General features: G+C 52.5%; 12 protein-coding genes, 1 pseudogene and 1 riboswitch. Of the genes and pseudogenes, 8 read left to right on the forward strand and 5 right to left on the reverse strand.

What is annotated here, in order from left to right:
• Window positions 1–108: 108 nt before the first annotated feature.
• Window positions 109–1,644 carry a YifB family Mg chelatase-like AAA ATPase gene (locus tag AC1HDJ_RS02785; RefSeq protein WP_479533174.1) on the reverse strand — a complete coding sequence of 512 codons (1,536 nt, stop codon included), beginning with the start codon at window positions 1,642–1,644 and terminating at the stop codon, window positions 109–111.
• 340 nt (window positions 1,645–1,984) lie between these two features.
• On the opposite strand from AC1HDJ_RS02785, the gene AC1HDJ_RS02790 reads away from it, so the two are divergent.
• The 6 genes and pseudogenes from AC1HDJ_RS02790 to ilvA all read left to right on the forward strand — a co-directional run bounded on the left by AC1HDJ_RS02790 (window position 1,985) and on the right by ilvA (window position 9,068).
• Window positions 1,985–2,086 carry an IlvGEDA operon leader peptide gene (locus AC1HDJ_RS02790; protein ID WP_479536970.1) on the forward strand — a complete coding sequence of 34 codons (102 nt, stop codon included), beginning with the start codon at window positions 1,985–1,987 and terminating at the stop codon, window positions 2,084–2,086.
• Window positions 2,087–2,450: 364 nt separating this feature from the next.
• Window positions 2,451–4,208: pseudogene (gene ilvG, locus AC1HDJ_RS02795) on the forward strand (acetolactate synthase 2 catalytic subunit); the annotation flags it as partial.
• A 95-nt stretch (window positions 4,209–4,303) separates the two neighbouring features.
• Entirely contained in the window at window positions 4,304–4,630 is a 327-nt protein-coding gene (gene ilvM, locus AC1HDJ_RS02800) for an acetolactate synthase 2 small subunit (protein ID WP_479536972.1), read from the forward strand.
• Between the two features lie 21 nt (window positions 4,631–4,651).
• A complete protein-coding gene (locus AC1HDJ_RS02805; RefSeq protein WP_438641689.1) occupies window positions 4,652–5,578 on the forward strand; it encodes a branched-chain amino acid transaminase in 927 nt (308 codons plus the stop codon).
• 86 nt (window positions 5,579–5,664) lie between these two features.
• Window positions 5,665–7,521, forward strand: a complete 1,857-nt coding sequence (gene ilvD / locus AC1HDJ_RS02810) for a dihydroxy-acid dehydratase (RefSeq protein WP_479533177.1) — start codon at window positions 5,665–5,667, stop codon at window positions 7,519–7,521.
• The gene (gene ilvA, locus AC1HDJ_RS02815; protein WP_479533179.1) at window positions 7,521–9,068 is read left to right on the forward strand and encodes a threonine ammonia-lyase, biosynthetic; all 1,548 of its coding nucleotides are present in this window, start codon (window positions 7,521–7,523) and stop codon (window positions 9,066–9,068) included. Before ilvD ends, ilvA begins: the two co-directional genes overlap by 1 nt.
• 68 nt (window positions 9,069–9,136) lie before the next feature.
• Here the strand turns inward: ilvA and ilvY are convergent, their stop codons facing one another.
• Window positions 9,137–10,009 (reverse strand): HTH-type transcriptional activator IlvY, encoded by an 873-nt coding sequence (ilvY, locus tag AC1HDJ_RS02820; protein WP_479533181.1) that lies wholly within the window; start codon window positions 10,007–10,009, stop codon window positions 9,137–9,139.
• Between the two features lie 198 nt (window positions 10,010–10,207).
• On the opposite strand from ilvY, the gene ilvC reads away from it, so the two are divergent.
• Both ilvC and ribB read left to right on the forward strand, forming a co-directional pair.
• Window positions 10,208–11,686: a ketol-acid reductoisomerase gene (gene ilvC, locus AC1HDJ_RS02825; RefSeq protein ID WP_479533183.1), complete on the forward strand. Its 1,479-nt coding sequence runs from the start codon at window positions 10,208–10,210 to the stop codon at window positions 11,684–11,686.
• 210 nt (window positions 11,687–11,896) lie between these two features.
• A riboswitch (FMN riboswitch) is annotated at window positions 11,897–12,087 on the forward strand.
• A gap of 229 nt (window positions 12,088–12,316) precedes the next feature.
• On the forward strand, window positions 12,317–12,967 hold the full coding sequence (ribB, locus tag AC1HDJ_RS02830) for a 3,4-dihydroxy-2-butanone-4-phosphate synthase (RefSeq protein WP_479533185.1): 651 nt from the start codon (window positions 12,317–12,319) through the stop codon (window positions 12,965–12,967).
• A 95-nt stretch (window positions 12,968–13,062) separates the two neighbouring features.
• Here the strand turns inward: ribB and AC1HDJ_RS02835 are convergent, their stop codons facing one another.
• From AC1HDJ_RS02835 to ubiK, 3 genes are all read right to left on the reverse strand, one after another.
• On the reverse strand, window positions 13,063–16,020 hold the full coding sequence (locus AC1HDJ_RS02835; protein WP_479533187.1) for an HD domain-containing phosphohydrolase: 2,958 nt from the start codon (window positions 16,018–16,020) through the stop codon (window positions 13,063–13,065).
• A 217-nt stretch (window positions 16,021–16,237) separates the two neighbouring features.
• Entirely contained in the window at window positions 16,238–17,005 is a 768-nt protein-coding gene (gene zupT / locus AC1HDJ_RS02840; RefSeq protein WP_479533189.1) for a zinc transporter ZupT, read from the reverse strand.
• A gap of 400 nt (window positions 17,006–17,405) precedes the next feature.
• Entirely contained in the window at window positions 17,406–17,708 is a 303-nt protein-coding gene (gene ubiK, locus AC1HDJ_RS02845; RefSeq protein ID WP_479533191.1) for a ubiquinone biosynthesis accessory factor UbiK, read from the reverse strand.
• Between the last annotated feature and the right edge of the window lie 31 nt (window positions 17,709–17,739).

Raw genomic sequence — 17,739 nt, forward strand, 5'->3', positions numbered from 1 at the left:
GGCTCCTGTTTTTTTTGGGGGATAACCTCATCGTTAGGTCAATTTTGTATTCAGGTGTGTACACCACATTTTATATTCACAATCAGCATTCATCATCAGCTCTTACAATCAAGCTTGCTGAGTCAGGCGTTGCAAAAGCCGGTCCATTGCGCGGTAACCGAGTGCTTCGGCCAAGTGTACGCGCTGAATTTTATCGTCGGCGGCCAAATCAGCAATAGTACGTGCCACTTTTAAGATCCGGTGATAGGCCCGTACCGACAGGCCCAGCCGGTTGAGTGTCTGCTCAAGAAAATCACTGTCAGCACTGTTGAGCCGACAATCTTGCTCCACTTCACGGCTGCTGAGCATCGCATTGAGCTTGCCGCGCCGCTGTTTTTGCCGTTGCTGCGCTTGTAATACCCGCTCACGGACTTGCTGGCTGCTGTCGCCGCGTTGTGGGTTTTGTGTCAGGCTGCCCTGCGGCAGTAAAGGCACTTCAATTGACAGGTCAAAACGGTCTAAAAACGGGCCGGATAAGCGGCTTAAATAGCGCAACACCTGCTGAGGATTGCTGCGGTTGTGTACCCCTTGATAGTGTCCGGTCGGGCTGGGGTTCATTGCTGCAATCAGTTGAAAGCGGGCCGGAAAACAGACCTTGGCTTGAGCACGTGAAATCACAATCTCCCCTGACTCTAACGGTTCGCGCAGCGCATCGAGCACTTTACGCTCAAACTCTGGCAACTCATCTAAAAACAAAATGCCGTTATGGGATAGCGAAATTTCACCGGGGCGCGGCATACTGCCGCCACCCACCAGTGCCGCGGTTGATGCACTGTGATGCGGGGTGCGAAATGGCCGCTGTTTCCAGTTTCCGCGATGAATATCCTGATGCACTAAACTGCCGATAGCCGCGGTCTCGAGCGCCTCCTGATCGCTCATTACCGGCAGCAGATCACGCAGGCGGCTGGCCAGCATGGTTTTTCCTGTTCCCGGTGGGCCGAGCAACAGCAGATGATGCTGCCCACTGGCCGCAATCTCCAGTGCTCGCTTGGCCTGTTGCTGGCCAATAATATCCTGTAAATCTAGCCCTGATCCGCTCTGATAGCCGTTTACTGCACTCTCTGCATCCTGAGTTTGCGGCATATCGAGCGCCGCCTTACCGTTGAGGTAGTCACACACCGCCTGTAACGAGCAGGCAGAGAGCGGATCGGCATGGGTCACCAGTTGCGCCTGTTCGGCGTTGGTGGTGGCAAGGATTAAACGCCGCTGCACCTGATGTGCCGAGAGTGCGGCGGGGATCACCCCGGTGACCGCGCGTAGCTCACCCGACAGTGCCAACTCCCCGATAAATTCGTGCATTGGCAGCTTATCGGCGGCGATCTGCCCAGAGGCAGCCAAAATCCCCAGTGCTATTGGTAAATCAAAACGGCCACCCTCTTTGGGAAGATCGGCCGGTGCAAGGTTAACGGTTATTCGCCGTGCCGGAAATTCAAACCCACTGTTGAGCAGCGCACTGCGTACCCGATCCCGCGCCTCTTTGACTGAGGTTTCGGCTAACCCGACTAATGTTAACCCCGGTAGGCCCTGACTGAGATGCACCTCAATGGTAACGGCAGGGGCTTGTACGCCAATGCTGGCGCGGCTGTGAATAATGGCCAATGACATAGCAGGTTTCCGACATAAGGAAAAAACGCTGTATCGGCCACATTGAATAAACATGCGGGCTGTATCCGTGGCCGACAGTTCGGTAAAAATCTGCAGTACAAAAAAGTGCAGTAAAACCGGCTTTAGTTTTACCCTTTAAAATCAGTTTGTTATTTGGGATGAATTCAAAAGCGGGAAGATTTTCGCAAAAAAACGTTGTCAAAAAGTAAACAGCTATGGTAACTCTTTTACTGTGTAAAGCATGACCAAAGCATTGAACGCGCTGCGTGGTAACACCCGCCGCACCGGTTCTGGGCATTGAGATAATAAAAACAACACAACAAAAAGAATTCATAACATGATGCTATTCGGCCAAGTTCTGACCCTCATTCTTCTACTCGTGGTGGTGATTATTCACGCTCCATGCGGGGTCGTATTTGGAAAACGAAGGCTGAACAGATAGAGAAGCCGGAAACGAAAAAGCCCCCGCACCGAAAGGTTCGGGGGCTTTTTTATCGGCGTTCACACAAAAATTAACCTTATCAAGGGATGTGAGCCGGATGTTGTTGTACAGGCTTTTAGCTGAAATAGCAGGATCAACAATAGCGGGATTAACGATAGCCACCCACGGTATCACCGGTATAGCAACAGGAGTGCAGCAATGAATCGACCACAACCCGATCGGATGCCAACCGCCCGATCATACCGTTATCCGCCCTGTTCGTTGTGGGCTTTTTGCAGACAGGCGGGGTAACGCTATGACAGACACACACCCGCATGCAGGCATGCCGCAACAGGTGTTGATGCACCTAGACACAGATGTGCCGATGCACGTGAGCACCGATGAGCCGGTTAGCGTGAGTAAAACCGGCGCGCAATGGGTGGTGGAGATGCTGCGTCAGCATGCGGTGACCACGGTATTTGGTTATCCGGGCGGCGCGATTATGCCGGTGTACGATGCCCTGTACGATGGCGGAGTGGAACATCTGCTGTGCCGCCATGAGCAGGGAGCGGCGATGGCCGCGATAGGTTATGCCCGTGCCAGCGGCGGAGTGGGTGTGTGTCTGGCAACGTCTGGGCCGGGGGCAACAAACTTGATCACTGGTTTAGCGGATGCCCTGCTCGACTCGGTTCCGGTGGTGGCGATTACCGGACAAGTGGCACGCCCGTTAATCGGTACGGATGCGTTTCAAGAAATTGATGTACTCGGTATGTCTTTATCCTGCACCAAGCACAGCTTTTTGGTACGTGAGCCCGAAGAGTTGTTGACGGTTCTTACCGAGGCGTTTGCGCTGGCCCAAGAGGGCCGCCCGGGGCCGGTGTTAGTGGACATCCCCAAAGATATTCAGATGATGGCGATTAGTGCCATACGTGGAAATGATACCGAAGCAGGCTTTTTGGGGTCAGATGATGAGCGATTACTGGCAACATCACTGCTGAATGAAGATATCGAGGGTGATCAGACATGGCTGCCGACAGAAACGTTGATGCAATTGCGTAAAGCTCAGCACCTGCTGCAACAGGCACAGCGGCCGATGTTGTATATCGGCGGTGGTGTCGCGCTGGCAAAAGCGACCGAGCATTTACGGGCATTTAGCCACCGCACCGGTATGCCGAGTGTTGCCACGTTAAAAGGGCTGGGAGCGCTCGCACCGGATGATGTCGGTTATCTGGGTATGTTGGGGATGCATGGCACAAAAGCAGCGAATCTGGCAGTACAGCAGTGTGATCTGCTGGTGGTAGTCGGTGCGCGCTTTGATGATCGGGTGACCGGTAAACTCGATACTTTTGCCGCTGGCGCACGGGTCATTCATCTGGATATTGATGCGGCTGAGCTGGGTAAACTGCGCACGCCTGATGCGGCGCTGTGCGGGCATCTGGCACAACTGCTGCCCGCGTTAACCGCTGGGCTGCCTGTATTGCCCGATACCTCCGCATGGCGCGAACAGATTGCTGCGCTGAAAGCCGAGCACGGTTGGCGTTATGATCACCCCGGTGAGCCGATTTATGCCCCGTTGTTGCTGCAACAGTTGTCGGCACGTAAGCCTGCCAACACGGTGGTGACGACCGATGTCGGTCAGCATCAGATGTGGGTGGCGCAGCATATGCAGTTTCAGCAGCCCGAAGATCTGCTGACCTCAGCAGGCCTTGGCACGATGGGTTTTGGCCTACCTGCGGCAATCGGCGCTCAGGTGGCGCGGCCGCAGGATACGGTGATCTGTATCTCAGGTGATGGCTCTTTTATGATGAATATCCAAGAGCTAGGCACGATAAAACGCAAGCGGCTGCCGGTAAAAATTGTGCTGATTGATAACCAGCGTCTTGGTATGGTACGGCAGTGGCAAACCCTGTTTTTTGATGGCCGTTATAGCGAAACCGATTTGTCAGATAACCCTGATTTTCTGGCTCTGGCCGCGGCATTTGGTATTACTGGTCAGCGCATTGAGACAAAAGCACAGGTTATTCCGGCGATTGACGCTCTGCTTGCCAGTGAAGGCCCGTATCTGCTGCATGTCCGTATTGATGAGGCGGAAAATGTCTGGCCGTTAGTGCCGCCGGGGGCTAGCAATGCTGCCATGATTGAGGCGCTGCCGACATTGTTATCGAACCACACGGCAGAAGCCGTGCAGGAAAACAGCACCGGCATGGCCGGTAAACGGCAGGAGGCCGCACAATGACAATGCCGCATGACAGTGATTCTCACACTCCCCGTTACCGCCTGACGATTGAGGCGCGTTTTCGCCCTGAAGTGCTCGAGCGTGTACTCCGTGTAACGCGGCATCGCGGATTTCAGGTCTGTGCCATGAATATGGTGCTGGAAGATGCTACAGATCGTGTCAATATTGAGCTAATAGTATCCAGCCTGCGCCCCGTGCAGCAGCTATTTTTGCAACTGACTAAATTAATTGATGTGGTGAATGTGCATCAGCCGAGCGTAGTACCGCATGTGACGATACCGCCCACGCTGCAAGTTCATACCTTCACCCAACCGCTAATCCGTGCATAGTGCGCGACAAGGATGACGAAAATGACAAAGAAAGCTGATTTTATCTGGTTTAACGGCGAAATGACCGCATGGGCAGAGGCAAAAGTACACGTAATGTCGCATGCACTGCACTATGGCACATCGGTTTTTGAGGGAATTCGCTGCTATGACACCCCACGCGGGCCGGTGGTTTTCCGCCACCGCGAGCATATGCAACGGCTGCTAGACTCTGCCAAAATTTACCGCTTCCCCATTCCCTATTCATTAGAAGGCTTAATGGAAGCCTGCCGTGAAACCCTGCGCGTGAATAAGCTGACCAGTGCGTATATCCGCCCGCTGGCATTTATTGGTGATGTGGGCTTGGGCGTAAACCCTCCTCCGGGTTATCAGTGTGATTTGATCATTGCCGCGTTTCCGTGGGGCGCATATCTGGGCGAAGAGGCCCTGAAAAACGGGGTGGATGCAATGGTTTCTTCATGGAATCGCGTTGCGCCAAACACCATTCCGACCGCTGCAAAAGCTGGGGGGAACTACCTTTCATCTCTGCTGGTGGGCAGTGAAGCACGCCGCCACGGTTATGCCGAAGGTATTGCGCTGGATGTGCGTGGCTATGTCTCTGAAGGGGCGGGTGAAAACCTGTTTGTGATTAAAAATGGCGTGATTTTTACGCCGCCATCAACCTGCGCCTCATTGCCGGGGATCACCCGAGATGCGGTCAGCACACTGGCTAAAGATCTCGGCTATGAGGTGCGCGAAGAGGTGTTGGCTCGTGAAGCTTTGTATCTGGCCGATGAGGTATTTATGACTGGTACGGCGGCAGAGATCACCCCAGTACGCAGCATTGATGGTATTGAAATCGGCGCCGGTTGCCGTGGCCCGATTACCGAGCGGGTACAGCAAGCATTCTTTGGCCTGTTTAACGGTGAAACGCAAGACAAATGGGGCTGGTTAGATCCGGTTAACGCCTAAATTTAGGTTTGTTCGCAACATCGGTGTACCGTGCCGCTCACGGTAACACCAATCGCCACACACAATTGAACACAGGGATGAGAGTCATGGCAAAGTACCGTTCAGCAACCACCACGCACGGGCGTAATATGGCTGGCGCCCGCGCCTTATGGCGGGCGACAGGGATGCAAGAGAGTGATTTTGGGAAACCGATTATTGCGGTTGTGAACTCGTTTACCCAGTTTGTACCCGGCCATGTTCATTTGCGTGATATGGGCGCGCTGGTGGCCACTGAAATTGAAGCGGCCGGTGGTGTGGCAAAAGAGTTCAACACCATTGCCGTGGATGACGGTATTGCCATGGGGCACGGCGGCATGCTGTATTCACTGCCCTCACGCGAGCTGATTGCCGACTCGGTCGAGTACATGGTTAATGCGCATTGTGCCGATGCGATGGTCTGCATCTCGAACTGCGATAAGATCACCCCCGGCATGCTGATGGCCGCATTGCGGCTGAATATTCCGGTGATTTTTGTCTCCGGCGGGCCGATGGAAGCAGGGAAAACCAAGCTCTCGGATCAGATTATCAAGCTTGATCTGGTCGATGCGATGATTCAGGGTGCTGATCCCAAAGTGTCTGACGAGCAAAGCTTGCAAGTCGAACGCTCGGCTTGCCCAACCTGCGGCTCGTGCTCGGGCATGTTTACCGCCAACTCAATGAACTGCCTGACCGAAGCGCTGGGGCTGAGTTTACCGGGCAACGGTTCACTACTGGCAACCCATCTTGATCGTAAACAGCTATTTTTGGAAGCCGGACGCCGGATAGTGGCGCTGACCAAACGCTACTATGAGCAAGATGATCTCAGCGCCCTGCCGCGTAATATCGCCAGCAAAGCTGCCTTTGAAAACGCCATGGTGCTGGATATCGCCATGGGTGGTTCAACCAATACCGTATTGCACCTGCTGGCCGCCGCGCAGGAAGCCGAAATTGATTTCACGATGGCCGATATTGACCGCTTATCACGCCATGTTCCGCACCTGTGTAAAGTTGCGCCAAGCAGCCAGAAATACCACATGGAAGATGTACATCGTGCCGGTGGCGTGCATGGCATTTTAGGCGAACTCGATCGTGCTGAGCTGCTCAACCGTGATGTTCGCAATGTGCTCGGGTTGGATCTCACTGAAACACTGGCGCAGTACGACATTATGCAGACCGAGGATCAGGCGGTGCATACCCGCTACCGCGCCGGCCCTGCGGGCATTCGTACTACCCACGCGTTCTCACAAGAGTGCCGCTGGCCACTGCTCGATCAAGACCGTGAGCACGGCTGTATCCGAGCCATTGCGCATGCTTATAGTCAGGATGGCGGTCTGGCGGTGTTGTCGGGCAATTTGGCAGAAAACGGTAGTATAGTGAAAACCGCCGGTGTGGATGCCGATAACCTGCTGTTCCGCGGCCCTGCGCGCGTTTTTGAGAGCCAAGACAGCGCGGTAGACGCGATTTTGGGTGGAACAGTGCACGCTGGTGATGTAGTGGTGATCCGCTATGAAGGCCCTAAAGGCGGGCCGGGCATGCAAGAGATGCTCTATCCCACCACCTATTTAAAATCAATGGGGCTGGGAAAAGCCTGTGCCCTGATTACCGATGGCCGTTTTTCCGGCGGCACATCGGGCCTGTCGATTGGCCATGTTTCACCGGAAGCGGCCAGTGGCGGCACGATTGCACTGGTGGAAGAGGGCGATTTGATTGCCATTAATATTCCCCAGCGCAGTATGGTGCTGGAGGTAAGTGATGCCGAGCTGAACGCTCGTCGTAGTGCGATGCAGGCGCGCGGCGCACAGGCGTGGAAGCCGCTCGATCGCCAGCGTCCGGTCTCGATGGCGCTACGTGCCTATGCCAGCCTTGCCACCAGCGCTGATCGCGGCGCGGTACGTGATCGCAGCAAACTCGAGGATATGTTCTGATGTCTGACTCAGCGCCCCTTAGCGGGCAACCCTGTGCTGCCGAATATTTACGTGCGGTGCTGCGCGCCCCGGTTTATGAAGTGGCACAGGTCACGCCACTGCAACCGATGAGCAAATTGTCAGCCCGCCTTGGCAATACCGTGCTGGTAAAGCGCGAAGATCGCCAGCCGGTACACAGTTTTAAACTGCGCGGTGCTCACGCCATGATTGCAGGGTTAACGGTAGAGCAAAAAGCGGCGGGTGTAGTGGCCGCTTCTGCTGGCAATCATGCGCAGGGGGTGGCACTGTCTGCCAGCAAACAGGGGGTGAAATCTCTGATTGTGATGCCGCGTACCACCCCTGAGATAAAAGTGGATGCTGTGCGCGGGTTTGGCGGTGAAGTGCTGCTGCACGGCGCAAACTTTGATGAAGCCAAAACCCGAGCCATTGAACTGGCCGAGCAGCAGGGGCTGACGTTTATCCCACCGTTTGATCACCCCGCAGTGATTGCCGGACAAGGCACGTTGGCACTTGAGTTATTACAGCAAGATGCCCACCTCGATCGGATTTTTGTACCGGTTGGCGGCGGCGGTTTGGCCGCTGGTGTGGCGGTGCTGATTAAACAACTGATGCCGCAGATTAAAGTGATTGGTGTTGAGGCGGAAGATTCTGCCTGCCTGCATGCCGCATTGCAGGCCGGTCAGCCGGTTGATCTGGCGCGGGTTGGCATGTTTGCTGATGGCGTAGCGGTAAAGCGCATTGGTGATGAAACCTTCCGGCTGTGTCAGCAATATCTGGATGATGTGATTACCGTTGATACCGATGCAATTTGTGCGGCAGTCAAAGACTTGTTTGAGGATGTGCGGGCGGTGGCCGAACCCTCGGGGGCGCTGGCGCTGGCGGGGCTAAAAAAATATGCCCAGCAGCATCAGTTACAGGGCGAGCGTTTGGCACATGTGCTGTCGGGGGCAAACCTCAATTTTCATGGCCTGCGGTATGTCTCCGAGCGTTGCGAGCTAGGTGAGCAGCGTGAAGCGCTGTTGGCAGTGACTATTCCCGAGCGTAAAGGCAGTTTTTTGCAGTTCTGCCAGCTGCTGGGCGGGCGTTCAGTGACCGAATTTAACTACCGCTATGCTGATCCGGATCGGGCAGCGATTTTTGTCGGAGTGCGGTTAACCCGTGGTCTGGCTGAGCGTGAAGAGATCGTGCAAGAGCTGCGGGCTGGCGGCTATGACACCGTTGATCTTTCCGATGATGAAGTTGCCAAACTGCACGTACGCTATATGGTCGGCGGTCGTCCGGCACAGCCGTTAACCGAGCGGTTGTACAGTGTGGAGTTTCCTGAGTGTCCGGGGGCGCTGATTAAGTTTTTGCAGATGCTCGGTACGCGCTGGAATATCTCACTGTTTCACTATCGCAATCACGGTGCAGATTATGGCCGAGTGCTGACCGCATTTGAGCTGAAACCTGACGATCAGAGCGCGTTTGATCAGCATCTGAACGAGCTAGGCTATGTGGCACACGATGAAACCGATAATCCGGCATTCCGCTATTTTCTTGCTCGTTAGTTTCAGTAGTACAACTCAGCCGCTTACTCTGCAATGGTTCTGGCGGGGTTTTCCCCGCATTATTGCGGTTACAGCATCTGCCAGAATGCGGCAATCAGCGGCTCATGCAGCCGCTTTTTCTGGGTACAGACTCCCAGATCAAGTGGCGCAAAGCCGCTGATCTCCAGCCGCTCTATCCGATCACGTACAGGGCTATTATCGACCACCACCGTCGGCATCGCGGCTACGCCACACCCGAGTGCTACCATTGAGACAATCGCCTCGTGCCCAGAAACTGTCGCATAAATGTGCGGATGTGAGATTTGCTGAGCGCGCAACCACTGCTCAATTCGGCGTCTGGCCGGCCCGTGTTCGGGCAGGATAAACGGGATCTGCGCCCACTCAGGCGGTGTCTGACAGGCCATTTCACGTACCCGACAGGGAATGGTCGGAATAATCAACGCCAGTGCTATCTCCCCTAAAGAGGCAAAAGCTGCAGATGCCGGCAGTGGCTCAGGGCGCGCCGCGATTGCCAGATCGGCTTCATCCCCCAAAACTTTGCTTATTGCATCGGCGGCATCACCAGTGGTCAGCTTAATATCTACTTTCGGGTAGCGGGCGCGAAAACGGTCGAGGATCTGCGGCAGATGGCTGTATGCGGCAGTGACCGAACAGAACAGCCGCAGCTCACCCAGCAGATCATCGGCCTGCGGGTGGACACTGGCGTGCAGTTGTTGCCACTGCTGCAGAGTTTGTTCGGCAAAACTGCGCATTTTTAGCCCGGCATCGGTTAGCGTGACGCTGCGGTTATCCCGCACAAACAGCGGTTGCCCCAGCTCTTCTTCTAAGCGCTGGATCTGGCGGGATAAGGTTGATGGGCTGACATGGCAAGCCTGTGCGCTGCGGCCAAAATGGCAGCTATTGGCAAGGTGTAAAAATAGCTTTAAATCGCGTAAATCCATGCGCGGCCTCGTGGTCAGATTTCCTTCTGATACAGGCAAACTGCGGTGCAGTTCATGTTTCATATCCTGCAATATGGTCTTGTTAATATATCAATTTAAGCAATGCTCGTCTTAGCCTACTATCAAAAAAAGCAGGTTGGAAATAACAGCCTAAACCATCTTCAACGGAATAATTGGTCAGAGTAAAGGGAGCAACACATGACAAACTACTTTAATACCTTGAATTTACGCCAGCAGTTGGCACAGCTGGGCAAGTGTCGTTTTATGCATCGCAGTGAATTTGCCGAAGGCGTCAGCTATCTGCAAGGCAAAAAAGTGGTGATTGTCGGGTGTGGCGCTCAAGGGCTAAATCAGGGCCTGAATATGCGTGATTCAGGGCTGGATGTGGCCTATGCACTGCGTGATGAGGCGATTGTCGAGCAACGTGCATCGTGGAAACAAGCTACCGAGAACGGTTTTACCGTTGGCACGTATGCGCAGTTGATCCCACAGGCAGATTTGGTGGTTAACTTAACGCCAGATAAGCAGCACTCGGCGGTGGTACAGGCAGTGATGCCGCTGATGAAACAAGGCGCAGCACTGGGTTATTCACACGGCTTTAATATTGTCGAAGTGGGCGAGAAAATCCGTGCTGATCTGACTGTAGTGATGGTTGCACCAAAATGTCCGGGCACTGAAGTGCGTGAAGAGTATAAGCGCGGTTTTGGCGTGCCGACCCTGATTGCTGTACATCCAGAAAATGATCCACGTGGCGATGGCTTGGCGATTGCAAAAGCGTGGGCGGCGGCTACGGGTGGTGATCGCGCTGGCGTGCTGGAATCCTCTTTCGTGGCAGAAGTTAAATCTGACTTGATGGGCGAGCAGACTATTTTGTGCGGCATGTTACAGGCCGGTTCACTGATCTGTTTTGATAAGCTGGTGGCCGAAGGTACTGATCCGGCGTATGCCGGAAAGCTGATTCAGTTTGGCTGGGAAACCATCACCGAAGCCTTAAAACAGGGCGGGATCACCCTGATGATGGATCGCCTGTCAAATCCGGCTAAGTTGCGCGCTTTTGAGCTGTCTGAAAGCATGAAGCAGAGCCTACGCCCGCTGTTTGAAAAGCATATGGACGATATTATCTGTGGTGAGTTCTCTGCCGGAATGATGGCGGATTGGGCAGAAGATGATATTAAACTGCTGACATGGCGTGCTGAAACCGGTTTGAGCGCATTTGAAAATTCGCCACAATTTAGCGGGAAAATTGAAGAGCAGACCTATTTTGATCAAGGTACGTTAATGGTTGCCATGGTGAAAGCGGGTGTAGAGCTGGCGTTTGAAACCATGGTGGCATCGGGTATTTATGATGAGTCAGCGTATTATGAATCACTGCATGAGTTGCCGCTGATTGCCAACACCATTGCCCGTAAGCGTTTGTATGAAATGAACGTAGTGATCTCAGATACCGCCGAGTACGGTAACTACCTGTTCGCCAATGCTGCCGTGCCTTTACTGCAAGCAACCTTGCTGCCGCAGTTACGTGCCGGTGATTTGGGGCAAGCCGTTCCGGCCTGTGCGGTAGATAATGCGCGTTTGCGTGATGTGAATGATGCTATTCGCCAGCACCCGATTGAAACTATTGGTCAGACATTGCGTGGCTACATGACAGACATGAAGCGCATTGCAGTAGCTGGTTAATTTTCTGGGATACCAAATTTTTACAGACAAGATTTTGCATACAAGACTTGCGTACAATCTTTTGCATAAAAGACAACCCAGTGTTCGCGCTGGGTTTTTTTATGCTATTTGGCTAGCAGGTGGATGGCAATGGCGAGTTTTCCGTGATCCAGCGCTCTTCTTGTCGGCCAGCAATTGCCGTTGTGCTCGGTTGGCGGTATGCTCAGAGTGTTAAATTCTCAGGGCGGGGTGTAAGTCCCCACCGGCGGTATCTGTAGACAGCACTGGCTGGATTACAGCAGCCCGCGAGCGCTTGTCACGGTAGTGATTGTGATTAACCACATGATTATACCGCGGCAAGGTCAGCAGATCCGGTGAGATGCCGGGGCCGACGGTTATAGTCCGGATAGAAGAGAGTAACGACACTGACGGGTTATTCGGATAAAAATCGCTGGCGGATGTCAGGCTGACTTTTTATCGGGAAACCGTACCCAGCTGTTCGGCTGCCATCGGGTATCGCCTCAGACAGAACGTTGCTGTGCTGCAACGTATCTCTTGTTTGAGCGTAGATTACCTGTTTGTTGCAGTAACTCCTCTTGTTGTGCCCTGATTCTGGTAATCCATTAAAGTGTATTAAGGACGTTTTTTACCATGAATCAGTCACTGCTTAGTGCTTATGGCTCCCCCATTGAACGTGTTGAACGCGGTTTAGCAGCATTGCGTGCCGGTAATGGTGTGTTGGTGTTAGATGATGAAGATCGTGAAAATGAAGGCGATCTGATTTTTTCTGCCGAGACCATTACCCCTGCGCAAATGGCGCTGACTATTCGTCATGGTAGCGGCATTGTGTGCCTGTGCATTACCGAAGAGCGTCGTCAGCGGTTAGAGCTGCCGATGATGGTTGAGGTCAATTCAAGTCAAAATCAGACCGCATTTACGGTGACGATTGAAGCGGCTACCGGCGTGACTACCGGTGTTTCTGCACAAGACCGCGTGACAACTATTCGTGCAGCGATTGCTGATGATGCGCAGCCACAGGATATCCATCGCCCGGGGCATGTATTCCCACTGCGTGCGCACAGTGGTGGCGTATTGGCCCGTCGTGGCCATACTGAAGCGACGATTGATTTGATGCAGTTGTCCGGTTTTAAACCCTACGGTGTGTTATGTGAACTGACCAATGATGACGGGACTATGTCGCGTGCACCTGAGGTGATTGAGTTCGCTAAACAACATGATATGCCGGTGCTAACGATTGAAGATCTGGTGGCTTATCGTTTGGCGCAGCAAATCGAAGCATAATTTTGCCGCGGCACTCACCGCTAAGCTGGCCGCGCAGAACTCACTGCGCGGTCAGTTGTTTTTATACTCTTAATGTTAATGGTATTTTTCGCGAATCAGCTCGGATTCGGCTCTGTTTTTGCCGGTAAAAAACGCACAATATCAACCTCATCAATCTGCTCTGGGCGCATGTAGCGCTCGGCGTAATCTCGCCAGATCCCGCTCTGTAAAAATAGGGTAAACAGCTCGGTATCCAAGTGCTGGCCTTTAACCATTCCAGCCATAATACCCAAGGATTCGGTCAGTGTTTTCCCTTTTTTATAGGGGCGATCAACGGCTGTGAGCGCCTCAAACACATCGGCAATTGCCATCATTCTGGCCGTCAGGCTCATCTGCTCTTTTTTCAGGCGGCAAGGGTAGCCGTTGCCATCAAGACGCTCGTGGTGGCCGCCGGCGATCTCAGGTACGTGCGACATGGTGCGTGGGAATGGCAGCGTTTTGAGCATCACAATGGTTTGGACAATGTGTTCGTTGATCTTATAGCGCTCTTCATCGGTCAGTGTGCCGCGGCGGATTGACAGGTTGTAGATCTCCCCACGGTTATACAGATATTGCGGTTCTTGCATCTGGAAGCCGTGGCCCTCTGGCAGGCGATCACGTGCTTCGCGGTAGAAAATGTGATCTTCGCGGTCGGCCAGCAGATGCTCCCATACCGGCAATGGCGGTTGTTCAACCCGTGCTTTACGCTGTTGCTCTTCGTGCGATAAACCAATTCGATCATCAAGCGTTCGTAACCAGCGGCGTTCGGCAATTTTGTTGATACGTGCCAGACGCTCATCAGACATAAATTCACCGCCGACGTTTGATTCGGCCAGAAACAGAAAATCATCATCGAGTTCGCTGATCTGTTGCTGATATAACGCCTCAGTTTGCTCATTCGGGATGCCACCGAGTTGCTGCTCCAGAGCGCTGATTTTGGCATCACGCTTGAGCACTTCAATGCGCATTCTGATTTCATTGAGGCGGTCGTACATTGTTTCGAGCTTGGTGGCTTTATCCACCACAAACTCAGGGGTGGTGACTTTACCGCAGTCGTGCAGCCAACTGGCGATATGCAGCTCTTCACGCTCTTCATCGCTCAAGGTAAAGTTGGCAAAGGGCCCGCTTTGTGTTTGAACAGCGGCTTCGGCCAGCATTTCGGTAATTTCCGGTACGCGCTGACAGTGGCCGCCGGTGTAGGCACTTTTTGCATCAATTGCGCCGGCCATCAGTTGGATAAAGGCATTCAGTAGATTTTTTTGTTCCTGTAACAGCCGCTGTGTTTCCACCGAAACCGACAAGCTGCCAGCAAGGGCTTCAACCAGTTTGAGTTTGGCCGGTTCAATGGCGGCTTGGCTTGGATTGTGCGGGTTCAGCAGTACCAATAGGCCAATAAGTTGATTGTCTCGGTTACGCATGGCAACCATGACTGCGTCTAAATCCCCTAACTTTTTAGTAAATGCTGACAGTGTTGCGATGGCGCTGTGCTGACTTAGGTGGTGATAAACCACATGCCCTTGCAGTGCTTGTTGCAGGGCTGAGTGGGTGATACTTGGAATGTGAATGGTGGGAACATCTTGCAGCGGTTGTGGCTGGCCTTGCCATTGCCATAGCGCGGGTGTCAGGGTGATGCTATCACGATCGGGTAGGTAGATAATTCCGCCTTCCATATCGACCAGTTGGGTTGTTTCATGCATTAAGCGTGAAAGCAGAGTGGTAAAATCACGCTCTGCGGCCAGCGAATTACCAATGTTCAAAAACTGCTGAATAGTACTGCGCATCTGGCTCATGGTTCGCGCCAGTTCATCAATTTCCAGCACAATCGAGTTGGTAGGCTTAGGCTGTTCAAAATTAAAGCGGCGTATTTGCTCGGCATCTTGTTGCAGTTGACGTAGTGGACTTGAGATTCGGTAAGCTATCCACCAGACAATCGGCAGGGCGGTGAACAGCACCAGTATGGCAATCAGGGTTGATTGATTACGAATTTCAATTGAGCTGGCCAGCAGCACATCAGAGGGTGTGGCGATGGCTAAACGAAAAGTGCCTTGTGAGTTTTTGATCGGCAATACCGAGCCAAACCACATCTGCCCCATACTTTTAAATTCAAGGTTATAGCTATTGGTATACGGCTTTCCTTCAACCTGACGTAATAGTTGGGAAAGTGCAGGATTGGGGAAGGTATCAACGGAAGACATGCTGATTTTACGGTCGGCATCCATACGAAATACTTCACGTGGATCTAAACTGGCAACCACTTTATTTTGCGGGTTAATCAGCGCCATTTTACTGCCGGCCGGCAGTTGTTGCTCTTTAAGCAGATCACTGAAAGTTTTCAGTGAGATATCAATACCAATAACACCTTGGTGATTTTGTGCTTTACGGCTGATGGTGGTGCCGATTTCACGCGATGCAGCAAACACATACATCGGTGCCATTTGCAGCCCCGGTTTTGCCATTGACAGCTTATACCACGGGCGTACACGCGGGTCGTACTGGAAATCAGGCCGATCACTGTTACCTAGCAACTTAAGGTTGTAGTCAAAGTAGAGGTAGTTTTGCCGTACGGTATCGCCTTCATGGTCAACACTTTGCACGACCCATGCCGTGCCCTCCGGTGCATCCCATTCACTGAGTGCATGTTTTGCAACTCGGCGCATCAGGAACATATCGCCGTCGGCATAACCGCAATAAACAGCATTGGCATACGGGCTGCTGAGCAGAATTTCACGCAGGCGTGGCAGTGAGTCAAAACGCTGCTCAAGGGTTGAGAAGGTGGTGATAGGCATAGTGGTCAGCAGATTCACCGCGACGCCGAGCGAGCGACTGTTCAGCTCAAGCTGTGAGGCCGCGTTATCGCCAATATAGCTGTATAGCGCATGCGTATTTTCAATATTGAGCTTATTGGTACGGTAGTAATTAAACCCTATCAGCAATATCCCTATCAGAAATAACAGCAGACTAAATAAGCTGGCTATCTGGATCTGCAGCGGATAGCGCTTGTTACGCCAAGTCAAGGCCATAGTCTTCATTCTCATTATCATCTCTATCGGAAAATACGGTGGGCAGCCACCCTGTTATCTGTGGCTGCCTTATTAGAAAATGTAGTCACGAATTGCGGTTTTCGCTGCAACATTTTACCGATAGGCATGTAATGAGCTGATACGACATCACATATTTTAGTTTTTAAATAATCATTTAGTTTTTAAATAATCAGTTACTGTTGATAAGCCGCTGTAATTGACCTTCTGACCATTACAGCAGGGCTAAGCTGATCCCCATGACAGCCATGCCGCACAGAACGCCGTGGCTTGGGTTGGTTTTCGGATCGATCTCTTTTGCCAGCGGCATCAGCTCATCGACAGACAGCGCTACCATAATGCCGGCTACCACCGCCATAATCATCGCCATGCTAACGGGGCTGAGGCTATCACCAAACACAAAGGCGGCCAGTAACCCGCCGACAATTTCGGCCACTCCTGATAAGCCTGCCCAAAGTAGCGCTTTTTGCTTTGAACCGGTGGCGGCATACACTGGCGCAGCAACCGCCAGCCCTTCAGGAATATTATGAATGGCTACTGCCAGTGCAATGCCAAGGCCCAGCTCAAGGTTGGTGCTGGCGGTCACATAGGTGGCAATGCCTTCGGGAAAGTTGTGCAGGCTGATACCCAAGGTCAGCAAAATAGCCGCGCGCTTAATGTCTTTGGGCGGGCGCGGTGTGCTGGCATCATGGTTGTTGAGCATCAGATCATGGGCGTGATCGTGCGGTAATAAGCGGTCGAGTGCAAAATAGCCAAGTAACCCGACAATAAATGCTCCGTAGCCGGTCAGCGCGCTAACACCGGGGGTCGCCAGTGTTGCCGGTAGCATCTCCATTAATGCGATTAACAGCATAATGCCCGCCGCAAAGCCAAGTGAAAAACTTAAAACGCGGTTTGATGGTTTACGCCCGATAACACCGCCGATTGCACCGATAAAGGTCGCGCTACCGGCCAGAACTGTCAGTATCAGTGCAGTCGACATAATGATATTTCCTTACTATTAATTGATAATAATTCTCAGTTGCATTAATTGTAACGGCTTTTAACGGAAAATAAAGCCCGCATTGCAGATATAATTAATAGGAATTAACAATCAATAATGAAAATAGCATCGTTTTATTTTTATCACATTATCGCAAAACAGTTTTGTAGGGAGATGGTCGGGCAACGCAGTGCCGATAAGCGGTGCCGATAAATAGTGCAGATAAATAGCCAGAGAAATGAAAAAATAGAGATGGCTTAACACCGAGATAAAACAGTTTCGGGGGATACATAGCAAAAGCAGAGTGCTACGGAAAATGAAATTCCCACGCGGAAAATAAAAACAGCGCATACCGACATATTGTCTGCGCTGTTTTAATACTGTAGCCGGATCACTGGCGTTATTCGCTTTTATCGCTCTGATCTTGGCTGAATGGTGCGGTGCTAGCAGATGATTGTGCCGCCAGACGCGCTTCGAGTTCGGCTAAACGCGCTTCGAACTGAACCAGTTTTTCACGGGTACGCAATAGTACCTGAGTTTGCACATCAAACTCTTCACGGCTGACCAAATCTAAGCGGCCTAGCTGGGCTTGCAGTGTTTGGCGGATTTTCTTTTCGGCTTCTTCACCGAACTCACGGATGCCTTTTGGCATGGATTCGTGAACTTGGCGGGCTAGTTGCTCAATTTTTTTTGGATCAATCATCAGGGTTATCCTCCGAAAGGTGCTGTAAGCA

The organism is Plesiomonas sp. ISS29, from assembly GCF_056522795.1.

Bases quoted from the DNA above. Each gene is read 5' to 3' on its own strand.
- AC1HDJ_RS02785 (WP_479533174.1), bottom strand. From the start codon at position 1,644: ATGTCATTGGCCATTATTCACAGCCGCGCCAGCATTGGCGTACAAGCC.
- AC1HDJ_RS02790 (WP_479536970.1), top strand. From the start codon at position 1,985: ATGCTATTCGGCCAAGTTCTGACCCTCATTCTTCTACTCGTGGTGGTG.
- ilvM (WP_479536972.1), top strand. From the start codon at position 4,304: ATGCCGCATGACAGTGATTCTCACACTCCCCGTTACCGCCTGACGATT.
- AC1HDJ_RS02805 (WP_438641689.1), top strand. From the start codon at position 4,652: ATGACAAAGAAAGCTGATTTTATCTGGTTTAACGGCGAAATGACCGCA.
- ilvD (WP_479533177.1), top strand. From the start codon at position 5,665: ATGGCAAAGTACCGTTCAGCAACCACCACGCACGGGCGTAATATGGCT.
- ilvA (WP_479533179.1), top strand. From the start codon at position 7,521: ATGTCTGACTCAGCGCCCCTTAGCGGGCAACCCTGTGCTGCCGAATAT.
- ilvY (WP_479533181.1), bottom strand. From the start codon at position 10,009: ATGGATTTACGCGATTTAAAGCTATTTTTACACCTTGCCAATAGCTGC.
- ilvC (WP_479533183.1), top strand. From the start codon at position 10,208: ATGACAAACTACTTTAATACCTTGAATTTACGCCAGCAGTTGGCACAG.
- ribB (WP_479533185.1), top strand. From the start codon at position 12,317: ATGAATCAGTCACTGCTTAGTGCTTATGGCTCCCCCATTGAACGTGTT.
- AC1HDJ_RS02835 (WP_479533187.1), bottom strand. From the start codon at position 16,020: ATGAGAATGAAGACTATGGCCTTGACTTGGCGTAACAAGCGCTATCCG.
- zupT (WP_479533189.1), bottom strand. From the start codon at position 17,005: ATGTCGACTGCACTGATACTGACAGTTCTGGCCGGTAGCGCGACCTTT.
- ubiK (WP_479533191.1), bottom strand. From the start codon at position 17,708: ATGATTGATCCAAAAAAAATTGAGCAACTAGCCCGCCAAGTTCACGAA.